Here is a 15,297-nt window from a genome sequence, read left to right as displayed (position 1 = left end):
CTCCGGCCCCAGCCGGCCGCCCGTGGGCGGCACCCAGCCCCCAGCCGGTACGGCAGAGACGCAACGGGCCTCCGGCCCCAGCCGGCCGCCCGTGGGCGGCACCCAGTCCCCGGTCGGTACGGCAGGAATGCAGCGGGCCCCCGGCCCTAGCCGGCCGCCCGTGGACAGAGTACAACCCTCGACCGGCACAGCAGGGACGCAGCAAGCCTCTGGTCCCAGTCGGCCTCCCATAGGGGGCACGCAGTCTCCCATCGGGGCAAAGGTATCGCACAGAACTACCGGCGCCTCAAGGCCGCCTACCGCCCCAGCTGCTTCTGGGGAAACCGCGGTAAAAGACAGTTCGGCGGGGACTCATCGAATCAAACGTCCGGCGGCGCCGCCAAATGGCATCACATCCAAAAAACGCAATAAGAAGAATAATTGATTCCCTTAGGAGCATGGGTACGCCGCATAGGATGCACCCATGCTCCACCTTTAGAAACTAGAGGAAAATGGGAATCGGAGAGGAGGCGTATTCAGTATATGAACGATCATCAGTCTGGGTCAGGAGAAAGAGGCATGCGTATCGCCGCAGCGGCCGCGAATATTGCCCGCGGCGCCGCCTACGGGGGTGTATACGGCGCGGCTGCCGAGGCCGCCAAGTCTTTTCTGCCGGAGCTTATCAAGTTAGGCGCGATTCTTCTGTTTGTGGTTATTTTGTTTCCCCTGTTCGCCTTCGTGTCGCTCCCCAACATTCTGTTCGGCTTCAACAGCTCGGCAGATCAGGAAATCATCGACTTTACAGAGTCTGCTCAAGAGCTGAATCAAATTTATGACCAAGCGCTCTCCCGAACTCCGTCCATTTTGGAACGCCTGGTCAATGCGATCCTGCCCGGCTTTCACCTTCCAGACGGAAACACTCAATATGACAGCTATTCCGTCACTGAAAATCTGGGGAATTTGAATCAATACTGGCTAATTGCCATTGGATCGACCAAGTATAAACAGGATTTGACGGCCATGGACGAGGCCGCTATAGATGACTTGATATACGGCAAGCTGGACTATTCCACCTCTCTGGTTGACCGGGCACTGAGCATTACGGTTTGGGATATGACTCCAGAGGCATATATGGAAAAGCTCGGCTTTACCGACGAAGAGAAAGAGTGGGCCTCCCTCCTGTACTCCGTCCTTGCGGATGACCAGTCTGTATCATATGACGATACGGATGGGGATGGCTACTACAACACCGATTACGGCGATGTGACCTTCGAGCATCAGGACACCCCGGTGATCTACTACAATCAGACGGACGCCCGGTGGGGCAATAAACTCTATGGGAAGACCGGGACAATTGGCGCGGAGGGCTGTGGGCCGACCGCGCTGGCCATTGTGGTGGCCACGCTGGTGGATTCATCCGTTACGCCTTACGATGTGGCGAAATGGTCAGCGGAGACCGGCCACCGCTGCGAGGGGAACGGGAGCTACCACAGCCTGATCCCGGACGGCGGCGCGCACTACGGGCTCACAGTAACCGGCATCGGCAACAGCAGTTCCAAGCTGGTGGAGGCGCTTCAGGATGGGAAGCTGGTGATTGCCCTGATGTCAAAAGGGCACTTCACAAACGGCGGACATTTTATTGTCCTGCGCGGCATCACAGAAGATGGGAAAATATTGGTTGCCGATCCGGCCAGCATCAAGAGAAGCAACCAGGAGTGGGCGCTCGGCATTGTAGTGAATGAAGCCCGGCGCGGGGCTGCTGCGGGCGGTCCCTTCTGGGTATTTTCTTAGGGGGTGCATTATACATGGATAAAATTTGCTGGATACGGGCATTCAGACTGCGGCATAGGGTGACGATCGCGGAACTGGCCCGCTGTGCCGGGATCTCATCCCAACTGCTCAGCCTGATCGAACTGGATTCTGGCCGGCAGTCGCCGCAGCATGAGGCCATGCTGAGACGCGCCTGCGCAGCTCTGATGTCCGCACGTCATGCGGAACTGGCCCAGATGGAAGCCGAGCTGTCAGACTGTCCCAATATCTTTGCGATGGAACAGGGGGATCAGGATGGGGTATGAAACTTATCACATTCCGGTAAATTACACCGATGCCGGAAAACTATTCGGCCTGTTCGAGATCCGGAATGTAGTGGAGGCTGTCCTGATCGGACTTCCGGTGCTTGCTCTCTGCGCCAGGTTTCTGCCGCTGGTGATTACCTGGAAGATCACTGTCTCCCTGTTCTTTTTGGTCCCCACAGTTGGCTTTGCACTGATTGGGCTCAAGGACGACAGCTTGACAAGATACCTAAAAACATGGTGGATCTGGCGCCAACGCCGCCGGGTCGTAACATATCGAGGAGAGGTGCATCCGCATGAATCTGAAAGACGTTATCTTCGGCAATTCCGCTGCGGCCGTCCATGATCTGGGCGGCTCCTATACCGGGAGCAGCCAGGAGTGGCTGCACATCAAGGATATTCTGCAAGGAGTGATCATAACCCGAGACAAGCGCTTTGTCAAAGTGCTGGAACTTCTGCCGGTCAATTTCTACACACTTTCAGAAACGGAACAGGGCAACGCAATCGCCGATTTCGCCGCCTATCTGAAGGTGGCTCCCGATCAGTTGCAGATCAATGTTCTTACCCAGAAATTCAATCTGAACGATTATCTGAAGCTGATGAAGAATCGTTTGGAGTGTGAACAGAACGAAAGCTGCCGCGAGATGATTCTGGAGAGTATGCAGTACGTCCCTCAGCTTGTAGAGCGTGAGGCCATTACACACCGATTTTTCCTGACCTTTTCTTATGAGCCAGGCATGAAGGCGGCAAACAATTCTCCGGGTGCCATCGCCACCCGTCTTAACGAACAGGCGGAAGTGGCGCGGCGCTATCTGGACCGATGTGGAATTTCGGTCCTGGAACCGGAGTATGTGGACAATTTTGTTCTGGAACTCTTTTATGAGCTGGTCAATAAGCATACCTCGCAGCATATCAGGCTTCCAGAGGGCGCGTATGATATGTTGGGGACTATCCACGGTATTTATGATGAAAGTGTTGTCGGCACAGCCCTGGAACAGAAGTCGGAAGGCCCCGATGCCAAAAAGAAAAAGTGGTTTTTTCCAAAGAAAAAAAGTGCGGAGCTGCCTGGGCTGCTGGGAGGCACGACAACGATTCCTGATCTGATCGCGCCTACCTCCATTGACACACACTCCCCTCACTTCCTTCTGGTAGACGGCGTTTACCACACCTATCTTTATATTGCCGGGTACGGATACGCCACCGTGGTTGGAAAGGGCTGGCTCACACCGCTGATCGAAGCGGGAGAGGGCGTCAGTGTCAGCTTCCAGTTGCGAAAGCAGCCCCGGGAAAAAATCCTCAGTTCCATTTCTCAGACCACCATGATCAACCGCTCCCGGATGCGGGATGTTGGTGATACCAGAAGCGACTTCGAGGAATTGGGGGACGCCATCAACGCTGGGCTCTATTTGAAAGAGGGTATCAACCGCGAGGGCGAGGATCTGTACTTTATGTACACGCTGATCGAGGTAGTGGCTGATGATCTGGAGACGCTGGAGCAGCGGGCCGCAGCGGTGGAAACGCTATGTGTCGCTTCAGATATGCTGGCGAAACGCTGTGAATTCAAAAACGAACAGGCGTTTTTATCATTCCTCCCCGGCCTGGGGCTTGATCCGGATATTGAGCGGAAAAGCAGAAGAAACGCCCTGACCACCGGTGTGGCCGGAGCGTTTCCTTTTGCGTCCTATGAGCTCAGTGATTCCGGCGGCATTTTTCTTGGCTTGAATCTCTACAACCGCTCCCCCGTGCTGATCGACTTTTATGATGACTATAAGTACACCAACGGCAATTTCGCCGTATTCGGGTCTACCGGCGCCGGAAAGTCTACCATCCTGCAATCTATCGGGAAACGGGTGCGGGAACAGGGGCGCAAGGTCATCTGCATCGTCCCGGAAAAAGGACATGAGTACCGCCCCCTGTGTGAATCCCTCGGCGGCCAGTTTATCAAGCTCGGCCCGGCGTCTCCGGACTGCATCGGGCTGATGGAGATCAGGCGCTTCCGGGAGGACCCGTACAGCTCTCGGTCCTCCGGTGACCGGCGGGAATCCCTTCTGGCGGAAAAGGTGTCCTGGCTGAGCGTGTGGTATTCCCTGCAGAAGAAAGCCCTCAGCGAAGAGGATCGGGCCTACATTGACGCATCCCTGATCGAGTGCTACCGCCGCAAGGGGATCACCTTTGACAACAGCACACTCTATGACCAGGACGGGGCATTGAAGGAGATGCCGGTCATAGAGGACTGGTACGATGTTCTGATGGACAATCCGGAGACAAAACATCTGGCCGTTGTACTGACCCGATATGTATCTGGCTCTGCCGCGGCCATGGGCGGGCGCACCAATGTCGATACGGACAACCCCTATCTGGTGATCGACCTGACGGATCTACCGGATGACCTGATCCTTCCTTCCGTCTACGCGGCCACAGGCTTTGCCACGGATGTCATCGTACAGAACGGGGATGTGGGTACCGCCCTGCTTTCGGATGAGCTATGGAAACTCTTGGGAGCAAATTCCAATCCCCTGGCTGCGGACTACACCATGCGCATGGTCAAGTTGATCCGCTCCCAAGGCGGCATTGCCGGCGTTACCTCCCAGGGCATGGCGGACATGATGGCTCTGGACGGAGGCAAATACGGCAAGGCGATCCTGGATAGCTGCCGGATCAAATTCATCATGCAGATGGAAGAACAGGAGGCTCGACTGGTCCAGAATATCCTGAATCTGACGGAGGAGGAGGTGCGGCTCATCACACGCTTCCGGCGCGGCGAGGGCCTGCTCTGCATCGGCCACAACCATGTCCCGATCTCCGTATTTGTCTCCCCCAAGGAGTATGAGGCCATCACCACGTCGCCCACGGACCGGCGCGCCAGAAACAATGCCTGACCGGGCCCACCCAACTTCTTACTTTATGCTGTGAAAGGAAATTTCTATGTTATTTGACCAGGATACAATCAAGCAGATCCAGGCCATTGCATTTGACGCCTACAAAACAACGGGGCGGATCGCCGCCCTGCTGGACGGCGGCGGAGATGGAAATGGATCTCTGGCTCGGGAAATGTCCGCCGCCGCTTTCCGGTTGGAACGCGGTACTGTGGCGTTTCGCCGTCTCTGTGAGCAATGTCAGACGCTTCCGGCGGAAACCGCAAAGGACACGCCTCCCCCGGCCCCGCTGGACTTGGCCTGCCAGGTGGAACGCAGCGATTATGGCTGGCTCCATATCCGCCTCAATACTCTCCTTCCCCACTGCCGTTACGACACCCCCATCTGGCTGTCGGATACAGTGGCCCGGGCGCTGGACCGCTATGAGGCCACCCATGCCAGATTTCCCATGCTGGAACACGCTCTGCTCATTATTGATGAACATTGCGAGATCGATGCCAGGCGTGTGTACGACCAGGACAACAAGGGCTGGAAGGCAATCGCAAATGCCATCAAAGGGCGCCTGATCCCGGATGACGACCAGTACAGCCTGGGCGTGTGCCTTCTCTCCAGACGCCTGCCACAAAATATATGCCATATCTACCTTATCCCGGAGCAGGACGCGGGCGACTTTCTCACCCTCCGGGCAGAAAACTATCTACCCTTTTCCCTGACCTCCGGTTACAACTGCGGATCAATTCCGAAGTAGACCTTCGGATACGTTCCACCCGCAAATCCCCATATCATCGGTTACATTCCACATACAGAACAAAGGGCCACCATCGGTTACATCCGGTCTCGGAATGTAACCGATGGTGGCGTGTGTTTTCCCTTGCGGCGCACCCCTTTGGCCACTCCAGCAATGTCGGGACATATTTGGAATGTAAACGTCCTACGCCGTCTGCCGTTACATTGACGCCTCTATTTCCTGCACCGAGAGGAGGAATTGCGTATGCTTTACGACCGCAGGGATTTTGGCCTGCTCCGCTTGGCAGGGACCTATCAATGGCTCCCTGCGGCGCCAATGAAAAAGCTTTCCGCATTAAAGACGCTCCGCCGGGAGGCGGAGCTGCTGTCCACTCTGGGGCTGGTCAGCTATGCCCGGAGTGGAGAATACCTGATGCCATCGCCCCAGGGCTATGAATTCCTTTCCGGCATTGACCAGACCTGTCAGCCGCCCACCAAACGCCCATACGCACAGAGCCCCGCCCTCCGCCGCAGGCTGGAGGTGGGGACCATCCTGCTTACCTGTATCGGGGCAGGAATTGAGCCTGCCTTTGGCAAGGTAGAACACCTAAAACGCCAGCCAGTCTTCTTCCCCGCCTTTGCCCTCCGGAACGCCGGAGGCAACCTAATGAACGCCGCCGGCTGCGCTGGGTTCGGCCACTGGGGCTCCACCGCCTATATGACGCTGTACGTCAGCGCGCAGAACACCGGCTTTGTGATGACCAATGAACTGGGCCACCTCCATAACCTGGCTTCTGTGTTCAGTGAGACGTTGGATACGCCGCAGGCTTTGATCCTGGCCGGGGAGAGCTACCAGTCCGTCTATGAGGTCCTGACGAAAAAAACTCTTTCCAAGCGACACGGAAAAAAGGGCTTCGTGGATTACAGCGAGGCATACCAAAAGCTGAGTATTCCGGCCTGCATCGTATCCTGCGACAACACCGGCGTGATGCAGCTTGCCGTGATGCGGCAGACCGACTACCGGGCCAGAATTGCCCAGGCCGCCTTCGGTGCACGCTGGGACAGCAAGGATGATGGGATACCGGAGGCAGATGGCCATGTGGGCGGAAATCCGCTGGTCATTGCGGTGGACATGGATCTGCGCCGCTTGGACCGAGTGTGCGGCGCCGCTGTCCGCCAAGGTCGGAAAGAGATCATGGTGGCTGCCCTGGAGGGGCAGATGTCCGGCCTGCTGCTCTCCATCCTGCCTAAAAACGCGCCGGTCAGGCCCCTGCGCATCAACGCCCAGGTCCTTTCTGTGGCCTTTGGCGGGGACTGTAAGACCGGAGATCCCTGGCCGGACGCCCCTCTGACTCTGAAAGGCGGCCTTGTCCATGTTTAGGCTCTCAAAAAAGCTGGCGGAGCTGGAAGACCGCATCGCCGGACGCTGGGAAAAAAAGCTGGACCAGTTTCAAAGCAGGCATAAGGGGGAATGGAAATACCTGATCCCGCTCGGCCTTGTCGTATGGTATTTCGCCGGTATGCTGCTCAACTCCATCCGCCTCGGCATCCAGTCGGTATTTGGCGCTGACTCCGACCAGATCAAAAGCATTTGGGTGGTCAACCCGTTTGTAAATTTCGCGGCGGTGTTTACCCCTACCGGCCTGGCAACCATCGCGGTGGGCGCGCTGATGTTCTGTCTTATCACCAAAAAAGGGTACCATTGGTTTTCGGGGTACAAGTACACCCGGGATAAGCGAGGGTTTGACATTTTACCCAACGGGACACATGGTACCTCTGCCTTTATGGGAAAGAAGGAACAGGAGAAGGTACTGCTGACCGGTTCCATTCAGGACTTGGATGGGACCATTCTGGGCAAGCAGAAGGATGACCCGGATGATGATGACAAATATGCTGAATATGTGACGCTGAAGCCCGGCTGCGGGCTGACGGAGCACATTATGATTTATGGCGCCACCGGCTCCGGAAAGACCAGAGGCTTTGTCAAGCCCTTCATCCTTCAAGCCATGCGCCGCCGTGAGAGCATGGTCCTGGTGGATGTCAAGGGGGAAATCTATGAAGGGATGTCCCAGATCCTTCGGGATGATGGCTATGAAGTCAAAATGTTTAATCTCTTGGACAAGGAACACAGCGACGCCTGGAACTGCCTGAGCGTGATCGAGCAGGACAAGAACCTGGTGCAATCCATTGCCGAGGTCATCATCAAAAATACATCCAACGCCAATGAACGGCAGGACTTCTGGGAGAAGGCGGAATTAAATCTGCTCATGGCCCTCATGCACTATGTTGCGACTCAGACCATCCCAGGCACCAACCAGCTTCTGCCCATCCAGCAGCGGTCTTTGGGGGAAATCTACCGCATCCTTTCCAATGAGTCCTTCGCGGATTTAGAGCAGCGCTTTGAAGCGCTTCCCAAAGGCCACCCCGCTCTGCCCCCCTACGGCATTTTCAAATTGGCCAACCGCCAGATTTGGGGCAATATCGCCATTGGACTCGGAAACCGGCTTTCCGTGTTTCAAAATCCGCTGGTGGATAAGATCACTTCCTACAATGAGATCGATCTGACACGCCCAGGACAAAAGCCCTGTGCGTACTTTTGCTGCATCTCCGCACAGGACTCCTCGCTGGAGTTTTTAAGCTCCCTGTTTTTCTCCCAGCTCTTTTCCAGCCTGATGGAATATGGACGCCGCAACGGGGATCACGGCCGCCTGCCGGTCAGGGTCAACGTATGTCTGGAAGAGTTCTGTAATATCGGAAAGCTGATGGACTTCAAGCGCGTTTTGGAGGTGTGCCGGGGCTCCAACATCTTCTGTCAGCTTGTGGTGCAGTCGATCCCCCAACTCAAGGACCGCTATCCAAAAACAGAGTGGGAGGAGCTTATCGGCTGTACCGATATACAAATCTGCCTCGGCTGCAACGATGTGGATACCGCAAAGTACATATCGCAGAAATGCGGCGTTACCACCATCCGGGTAGAGAATAATCAAATGCCCATTGCCCCGCTCTTCTCACCGGTGTATTCCACCACCCGGCCCTATTCCCAGACCAAAAGCAACACCCAGCGCCCTCTTATGTATTTGGACGAAGTGCTCCACATGGACAACCGGGAGTGCCTTGTGCTCCTGCGCGGGCAAAATGTTCTGAAGCTCTATAAGATCACCCCGGAAGAATTTCCGGCGTTCTGCCGGCTGAAGGATGTCCGGGTATCCAGCCATACCCCGCGCTGGCGCATGACGGAGGAATCGGAACGGCGGCGCGCTCCACAGCCGGCGCAGAAGCCTGCGCCGGCGGCTGATGCCCCGCCTCCCCAGGCACCCTCATCTCCTCCGGTCGCCCCATCTCCCCCGGTTGCCTCATCTCCCCTGGAAACAGGGCATGAACGAGAGGTTCGGAGAGAAAAGAGGCGGCCAGCCAGTGAGCCGCAGTATTTCTACGGCCTTATGGACTCCAGCCTGTGCGCTCTGGAGGGCGATGCGGAAGAGGACGCCGACGAATTGGCGGAAACCGCTCCCTACGGCGCATTGGAGCTGATGGAAACCATGCCAGAGAATATAGGAGGCCCGCCGCCTTAATGCAGAAACGGGACGGCCGCAGGCAGAAAACGCCGCGACCGTCCCATTCCCCCTATTCTCCCTATGACTGGACATTCTCTCCGCCGGCGATGCCAACAGGAAATCCGTTCAGCTCCACCGTGCCCTCGTCAGCCGGCACAAGAATATACTTCCGGCCGTTGATAACCTGGGTTTCCATCAGATAGCTGCGCTCCGGGTCGATAGATACCGCAGCGTCAGCGGTTTTGAGCTCAAAACGCTTGCTGTCAATGAGATTGGCGGGATTTAGTACTGCGCCGGCGCCGAATGCTTCCCCGCATTTTTCTCCAAACACCTCCGCCTTGGACTCCGGTACGCCGCAGTCGCGCAGGATGGAGCTGATTTCTCCCACTGTCAGCGTCAGGGGCTCCGGACTTTTGCTCTCTTTGTGCTGCTCAATGGCCTCCCTCAGCCGTTCGTAGACGCCTTGGACGACCTCAACATTGCAGCAGTCCTCCAGCGAGTCGCAAAGCGCGCTCTGGAACGCCTCTTTCTGCTCTGCGGGCGACATGGGGGGCTCCGTATGAAAGACCGCATCGATCAATTCCTGATGGAGCTCATCCGCTTTTCTGGAATAGAACAGCGCGTTATAGATGTTCGCTGCCCGGTCATCAAAGGCAGGGAAAAGGAAACCAAGCTCCGGAGGCGCCACGACCTGCCCCTGGGCACAGCTATGGAACTCATTTTCCCCTGGGAAAAAGCCCAGCTCCATCTTCCCCTCCCTCACCGGACAGATCGCACAGACAATGTATTGGAACACCTCGTCGGAGCCGTCAGCCTGGGACTCGCCATCCTTTCCCCGGCGCGGAACATCGTATGCGTCATGCGCCAGAAGGATCAGGTAATTGCTCTCTCCCATATCCAGGCTTTCAATCACCTTTTGATAAAAGGCATCCCGGGCCGCTCCATCCATCAGGGCGGAAGAGCGAAGCTGAGAGAGCAGTTGGTGCTCCGAGCTATTCATCACCTGTTCGGTGGAAAAGACAATATCAATCAGGTTTTTTCCCAATGTCCCGGACAATGCTTTTTTCAGAAGGCCAAGATATTTTTCGGCCTCCTCCTGGGGCATCCGGCCCAGAGACTCGTCCAGGTAGGAGATGATTTCCCGTCCGCTGTTGACGTAGCAGCCGTACACACGGCTTACCGCACTTTTATCCGGGCGGAAACGGCGACGAAGTTCGCCAAGTTCTTTTTGATTCATAAGAGACACATCCCAATCCAAGCGTATTTCCAATCACAGCGCAGGCTGTGCTTTTTATTGTAATGAAGAACGATGAAAAAATCAATCCCCGCCATCTATGCGGCGCGCCGCGCGGGCAGGGCGCATATGGCGGCGGGGCGAGGAGGAATTGTTTGTGAAGGCTGCGCCTATGACACAAAAGCCCGCGTTCCGGCTTATGAAGCTGGGCGATGTGCAGAGCGTCTATCACCTGCAGATGCCCCGCTGGCTGTTTACCGACCCGCGCTATATGGTCCTGTCCCTTGAGGCCAAGGTGGCCTATACCTTCCTGCTCAACCGTTTTCAGCTCTCCAGGCTCAACGGCTGGATCAACGACGCGGGCGAGGTCTTTATCATCTACACCAGGAAGTCGCTTGCCGATGAGATGCAGGTGAGCTACCGCAAAGTCATCGACTCCATGAAAGAGCTGTCTGCCGCGGGGCTGATCTGGGAGCGCCGGTGCGGTCGGGGCGACGCCAATCAGATCTATCTTGCGCTGGTGGAGCACCAGGAGTGCCGCAACAGCAGCGCCCCCTTTGTCTCAAAAAAGCATGAGGCAGCTGGGGCTCCTCCAGCAGAGGACGCCGGCATAAGAAGTGTGGAAACGGAACTTCTTCAAGCACAGCAGCATGGCGCCGGTCCGTCCGCGCCCAGGCAAGAAGTGCTGGAACAGCACTTGCAGAAATCCCAAACAGGCACTTCTGCAAGTACGGAAACGGCACATCCAGAAGTGCCCGTTTCGCACCCCAGTTATACTGATCCAAGTCATACTGATGGGACTCATACTGAGTCAAGTCAATCTATCCAGCGCCAGCAGGCTTCTTCGAGGAGAGGCGGCGGATATGGCGCCTCTCCGATGGATCGGACGGAGGAACAGGCACAGCTGAGACAGATTCTGAACAACTGCGACCTATGGATTTTTGACCCGGAGGACGCAAAGGTATTTGAAACAGCCATTGAACGCCTGTTCTATTCTGACGGCCTGCGGGTGGGAAAGGCCGTGCTCCCACAGGCGAACATCCGCTCCCGCCTTTGGGATCTGGATGGAACCATGCTCCAGGTAGTGGCCGGAAAGCTGAAAAATAACCGCAGAGAGGTCCGAAACCCCATTGCCTATGTCATGCAGGTCATCTTCAGCTCCATCAATGAGGCTCACTGTGATGTGATGATCGACCCTTACATCAACAGCCTGCGTGCTGGGCACAACGGGCCGGAAAATACAGGGGGTTGACGCATTGTGTACTTATTTGAAGATCAAAAATTCTTTTTGTCTGTCCTGCGGCAGACGGATTTCATCCGTCCGGACCAGGCCCTTCCCCTGCTCCGCCTGTTTGACCCGCACAAAACCCAGGGTCAGGCGGAGGCCCTGATCCGGCAACTCCGCTATGCCGGCGAGCTGGCTTTCTCCGGGCAGCTTCTCTGTTCCCCGGAGATGCTGAAAAAGCAGCCGGACCCGGAGATTCTGGAGGCGCTGGATATTATGCTGGCGCTTTCCGGGCGCAGGCTCCTGGACGTGAGCCGCCACCCGCCCTGCAAGCTTTCCTTTCTCCTCCAGCGCGGGGAGGATTGGATCGACTCTTATGCCGTCATGATCGTCAGGCAGGGGCATGAGCGGGAGGTATCGCTGCTTCTGAATCAGCTTATGCCGGAAACTACCCTGCTCCTGCGTCTGGACGATTTGGGACAGCACAGAGCGATTACGGTCCGCCAGAACTGCTATTTCGTAGTGCGCCAGGCCGGGAAGCTGCATTTCTATAAAGGGGGTGAGGCCGGACGCTGATATAGGGCGTGGCATCTGCACGAGAGCACCAAAATAATCGACACAACAGAAAGGAGACATAGTATGAGCTACATGAATGAACGCGATTGGACCGGATCAGATATGGTGGGGAACGAAGCAGCGGATGGCGGCGTCACCCAGGATGCGCCCGAGAATGAGGCCGCAGATACCAGCGGTATTCAGGATATATCTGAGGAGCTGGGTCCTGTGGAAGAAGGCGGTTCCATTGCCGGGCAGGAGCAGACGGCTGCGGCGGAGCCAGGGGCGGATACCGCAGAGCCAGCCGGGACAAAGCCGGCACGGAAGCGCGGCGGAAAGAAAAAGCAGGAGGAGCCCGCTGAAGGTGATGCGGCCCTCGGCGAAAGCGGCGGCGAAACATCCCCGGAAGGCGTCGGGAAGGCGGAAGATGCCACTGCGGAGGCCATGGATCGTGAAGCTCCGGAACAGCCCGACGGTTTCCCGGAAGAATCCGGCATCCCCGAGCCGCAGGCTGACGGCGCAGCGGCTGAGCAAGGTGCCGGCGCGGAGCCGGACGGCCCGGCGGCTGGCGGCCCCATAGAGGCAGCCAGGCGGGCCCCCAGGACGCGGAGTGAGAAAAGCATCAGGGCCAAGGCGGAGGTGAAGGGCACCGCCCAGACGGACCAACTGAGGGACAAGCCCCTGGAGGGCAGGCCCTCCCTCTCCGACCTGGATCTGAACAAGCTGGATCGGGATTTGACAGACAAGGAACGCGAGGAGTGGAACGAGATCTATGCGTCTCTCCGTTCCCGGACGATTCTGACCGGGACTGTCGTTGGCATCGACACCCATTCCTTCAAGGTCAGGGACCGGGACACCAAGCGGATCGAGTACAGGGAAATCCTTTGTGCGGTCGTCATCGCCTACCGGGTCAAAGTTCTGATCCCGGAGACGGAGATCTGGCAGCCCGGCTCGGAGCGGCCCTCCCACGTCCTGCGTGGCATGGCAGGCGCGGAGATCGACTATGTGATCCTGGATGTAGATCGTGAGGGCGGCGTGGCTATCGCCTCCCGGAAGCTGGGCCTGGCCGCCAGGCAGCACTATTTCAACGCCGAAAAGAACGGCCACAAAATCGGTGAGTATCTGACCTGTCGGGTGGTATCCGTTGGCCCCAGGCTGTGCATGGTCGAGTGTGGCGGCCGGGACATGACGCTCAAGCAGGCAGATCTGACCTATACCGCAACCCCTGACCTGCGGGAACGCTACCGCCCGGGCCAGAAGCTCCGGTGCGTCCTGACGGAATATGACCCCTACCGGCAGCTGATGAACATTTCCGTCAAGGCCGCCACCGTAAACCCCTTCCAGGGAGCCATCAAGCGCCATCCCGTCAACAGCAGACGGCAGGCCACGATCAGTGGCAAATATGGCGGGGGCGTATTCTGCACTCTGCCGGATGATTCTGTGTGCCTGTGCAGGTATTCCGCGCAGCAGAGAGACCGTGAATTTCATGTGGGTGATTCGGTAATCATTGTGATTACCAAGCACAATTTTGAACGCAGCATGATCTATGGCCGGATTCTCTCCAAGTGGTGAGGTGGTAAAAATGGATCGGCAGATGGGATTGTTGGACCGGCTGGCCCGGATGAGCGGCTGTGCCTGTCTTTCCGATTTGAGAACACCAGCATACCGGCGCCCGATACTGGACGCCCTTGGACGGATCTCCGCCGAGGAGTACCCGGCAAAAGAATGGCTGGAGGCGATGGGGTATCTGCTGGTTCCGATGCAGGAGGACGGCAGACATCCGGTATAGCATCCAGCTCCTCCTCACCCTCACACACTAGAATCACATAAACGCAAAAAGGTCCCGTCCGGTTCAGATGCCGGACGGGACCTTTTTTATTTTTCCCGGTTCTCGTTTGTATGTTTCATCCATAGAAATTGTGAGATTCATCTATATAGTCCGGCTAGATGCTGTGCAGAAAAAGGATCAGATTGCCCAACCCAGAAATCATCCTTCTTTATTGTATAATGGTCTCCAGCTTTTATAACGGAGGAGATCGGTTATGAACAATCTTGAAGCCCTGATCGAGTGTTATTTGGACATCTGCCAATACGAAAAGAAGCTGTCCCAGGATACGCTGAAGGCATACCGAACCGACCTTGCTCAGTTCCGCGCCTTTGTGGGAGGAGCGGAGGTCAGCCGGGATCTGCTGAGCCAGTATATCAAATATCTGAACAACTCCTTTGCGCCGCGGTCAGTCAAACGTAAGCTGGCCTCTCTGCGGGCCTTCTATCGTTTGATGGAGACACGGGAAACGATTTCACAGAATCCCTTTGAAAAACTGCAAATCCATATCCAGGCGCCTCGGCAACTCCCACGCACCATTCCGGAACATATTATCCGGGATCTGCTGGAAGCCGCCTATATGGAGTACCAGCCGGGAGCCGGAACTGTCCTGCGCGATATTCTCGTGCTGGAGCTGCTGTTCGGAACAGGAATCCGGGTTTCCGAGCTATGCGCCCTCTCTCCCCAAACCGTCCAGCTTGGGGCTCATAAGCTCAGGCTTCTGATTCATGGAAAGGGGCAAAAGGAGCGGGTGATTCAGATCGACACGCCGGAACTTCTGGAGCTCATGCGCATTTATTATCAGACCTTTGGGGGCAAAATCCAAGTGTCCAGCACTGTCCTGTTCAACGACCGCGGCCGGGCGCTCTCTCCACAGTCAGTACGGCGGATCATCCGAAAATACCTGCGGAAGCTGCCTGAGCAATATGCGGCCACACCGCATATGTTCCGCCACACCTTCGCCACTACGCTCCTAGAGGCTGGAATGGACATCCGGTACATACAAAGCCTGCTTGGACACAGCTCCATTTCGACGACACAAATCTACACCCATGTGGCCGCGCAGCGGCAGGCTGACCTCCTCTGCCAGCTGCATCCGAGAGGCAAGATGTCCTTTCACCTCTAAAAAAGCATTATATCAGGTCGAGTCCATTTCATCCAAATTACTGACGTGCTAACAGCGGCAGAAAGGATATTTGACGGCTAAAACCAAAAGTATCTCATGCATTATCCAAAGGTGACCGTTGCAGG

13 protein-coding genes are annotated in these 15,297 nt (G+C 56.6%); 12 read left to right on the top strand and 1 reads right to left on the bottom strand.

All coding sequences use genetic code 11. The annotated features are described in order from the left end of the window. Positions 1-522 precede the first annotated feature (522 nt). From Q0Y09_RS12090 to Q0Y09_RS12060, 7 genes are all read left to right on the top strand, one after another. Positions 523-1,770, top strand: coding sequence for a C39 family peptidase (locus tag Q0Y09_RS12090; protein ID WP_297722059.1), 1,248 nt, complete (start codon positions 523-525; stop codon positions 1,768-1,770). A 14-nt stretch (positions 1,771-1,784) separates the two neighbouring features. After that, entirely contained in the window at positions 1,785-2,054 is a 270-nt protein-coding gene (locus tag Q0Y09_RS12085; protein ID WP_297722056.1) for a helix-turn-helix transcriptional regulator, read from the top strand. Next, complete coding sequence (locus Q0Y09_RS12080; protein ID WP_080744546.1) at positions 2,044-2,397, top strand: hypothetical protein; 354 nt, start codon at positions 2,044-2,046, stop codon at positions 2,395-2,397. The genes Q0Y09_RS12085 and Q0Y09_RS12080 overlap by 11 nt, the downstream gene beginning before the upstream one ends. Beyond that, positions 2,348-4,930, top strand: coding sequence for a hypothetical protein (locus tag Q0Y09_RS12075; protein WP_297722046.1), 2,583 nt, complete (start codon positions 2,348-2,350; stop codon positions 4,928-4,930). The genes Q0Y09_RS12080 and Q0Y09_RS12075 overlap by 50 nt, the downstream gene beginning before the upstream one ends. Before the next feature lie 46 nt (positions 4,931-4,976). Further along, complete coding sequence (locus Q0Y09_RS12070) at positions 4,977-5,675, top strand: hypothetical protein (protein WP_297722043.1); 699 nt, start codon at positions 4,977-4,979, stop codon at positions 5,673-5,675. Positions 5,676-5,990: 315 nt separating this feature from the next. Further along, entirely contained in the window at positions 5,991-7,034 is a 1,044-nt protein-coding gene (locus Q0Y09_RS12065; protein WP_297722040.1) for a hypothetical protein, read from the top strand. Next, a complete protein-coding gene (locus Q0Y09_RS12060) occupies positions 7,027-9,225 on the top strand; it encodes a VirD4-like conjugal transfer protein, CD1115 family (RefSeq protein ID WP_297722037.1) in 2,199 nt (732 codons plus the stop codon). Before Q0Y09_RS12065 ends, Q0Y09_RS12060 begins: the two co-directional genes overlap by 8 nt. Before the next feature lie 61 nt (positions 9,226-9,286). On the opposite strand, the gene Q0Y09_RS12055 is transcribed toward Q0Y09_RS12060, so the two are convergent. Beyond that, complete coding sequence (locus tag Q0Y09_RS12055; RefSeq protein WP_297722032.1) at positions 9,287-10,444, bottom strand: DUF4317 domain-containing protein; 1,158 nt, start codon at positions 10,442-10,444, stop codon at positions 9,287-9,289. 154 nt (positions 10,445-10,598) lie between these two features. Between Q0Y09_RS12055 and Q0Y09_RS12050 the strand changes: the two genes are divergently transcribed. From Q0Y09_RS12050 to Q0Y09_RS12030, 5 genes are all read left to right on the top strand, one after another. Beyond that, positions 10,599-11,693, top strand: a complete 1,095-nt coding sequence (locus Q0Y09_RS12050) for a replication initiator protein A (protein ID WP_297722029.1) — start codon at positions 10,599-10,601, stop codon at positions 11,691-11,693. 6 nt (positions 11,694-11,699) lie between these two features. Further along, positions 11,700-12,242, top strand: a complete 543-nt coding sequence (locus Q0Y09_RS12045) for a DUF5697 family protein (protein ID WP_297722027.1) — start codon at positions 11,700-11,702, stop codon at positions 12,240-12,242. Positions 12,243-12,305: 63 nt separating this feature from the next. After that, entirely contained in the window at positions 12,306-13,793 is a 1,488-nt protein-coding gene (locus tag Q0Y09_RS12040; protein ID WP_297722025.1) for a hypothetical protein, read from the top strand. A gap of 10 nt (positions 13,794-13,803) precedes the next feature. Beyond that, positions 13,804-14,010 carry a hypothetical protein gene (locus Q0Y09_RS12035; protein WP_297722023.1) on the top strand — a complete coding sequence of 69 codons (207 nt, stop codon included), beginning with the start codon at positions 13,804-13,806 and terminating at the stop codon, positions 14,008-14,010. A gap of 253 nt (positions 14,011-14,263) precedes the next feature. Next, complete coding sequence (locus Q0Y09_RS12030; RefSeq protein WP_297722021.1) at positions 14,264-15,172, top strand: tyrosine-type recombinase/integrase; 909 nt, start codon at positions 14,264-14,266, stop codon at positions 15,170-15,172. Positions 15,173-15,297 lie beyond the last annotated feature (125 nt).

Origin of the sequence: Intestinimonas sp., assembly GCF_026169115.1 — a bacterium.
GTDB lineage: Bacteria > Bacillota > Clostridia > Oscillospirales > Oscillospiraceae > Intestinimonas.
Note: the sequence above shows the minus strand (reverse complement) of the source record. Positions and strands in the feature narration are given on the sequence as shown.

What these genes read in the sequence shown, in the direction of transcription:
- Q0Y09_RS12090 (WP_297722059.1), top strand. Translation starts at nt 523, where the DNA reads ATGAACGATCATCAGTCTGGGTCAGGAGAAAGAGGCATGCGTATCGCC.
- Q0Y09_RS12085 (WP_297722056.1), top strand. Translation starts at nt 1,785, where the DNA reads ATGGATAAAATTTGCTGGATACGGGCATTCAGACTGCGGCATAGGGTG.
- Q0Y09_RS12080 (WP_080744546.1), top strand. Translation starts at nt 2,044, where the DNA reads ATGGGGTATGAAACTTATCACATTCCGGTAAATTACACCGATGCCGGA.
- Q0Y09_RS12075 (WP_297722046.1), top strand. Translation starts at nt 2,348, where the DNA reads ATGAATCTGAAAGACGTTATCTTCGGCAATTCCGCTGCGGCCGTCCAT.
- Q0Y09_RS12070 (WP_297722043.1), top strand. Translation starts at nt 4,977, where the DNA reads ATGTTATTTGACCAGGATACAATCAAGCAGATCCAGGCCATTGCATTT.
- Q0Y09_RS12065 (WP_297722040.1), top strand. Translation starts at nt 5,991, where the DNA reads ATGAAAAAGCTTTCCGCATTAAAGACGCTCCGCCGGGAGGCGGAGCTG.
- Q0Y09_RS12060 (WP_297722037.1), top strand. Translation starts at nt 7,027, where the DNA reads ATGTTTAGGCTCTCAAAAAAGCTGGCGGAGCTGGAAGACCGCATCGCC.
- Q0Y09_RS12055 (WP_297722032.1), bottom strand. Translation starts at nt 10,444, where the DNA reads ATGAATCAAAAAGAACTTGGCGAACTTCGTCGCCGTTTCCGCCCGGAT.
- Q0Y09_RS12040 (WP_297722025.1), top strand. Translation starts at nt 12,306, where the DNA reads ATGAGCTACATGAATGAACGCGATTGGACCGGATCAGATATGGTGGGG.
- Q0Y09_RS12035 (WP_297722023.1), top strand. Translation starts at nt 13,804, where the DNA reads ATGGATCGGCAGATGGGATTGTTGGACCGGCTGGCCCGGATGAGCGGC.
- Q0Y09_RS12030 (WP_297722021.1), top strand. Translation starts at nt 14,264, where the DNA reads ATGAACAATCTTGAAGCCCTGATCGAGTGTTATTTGGACATCTGCCAA.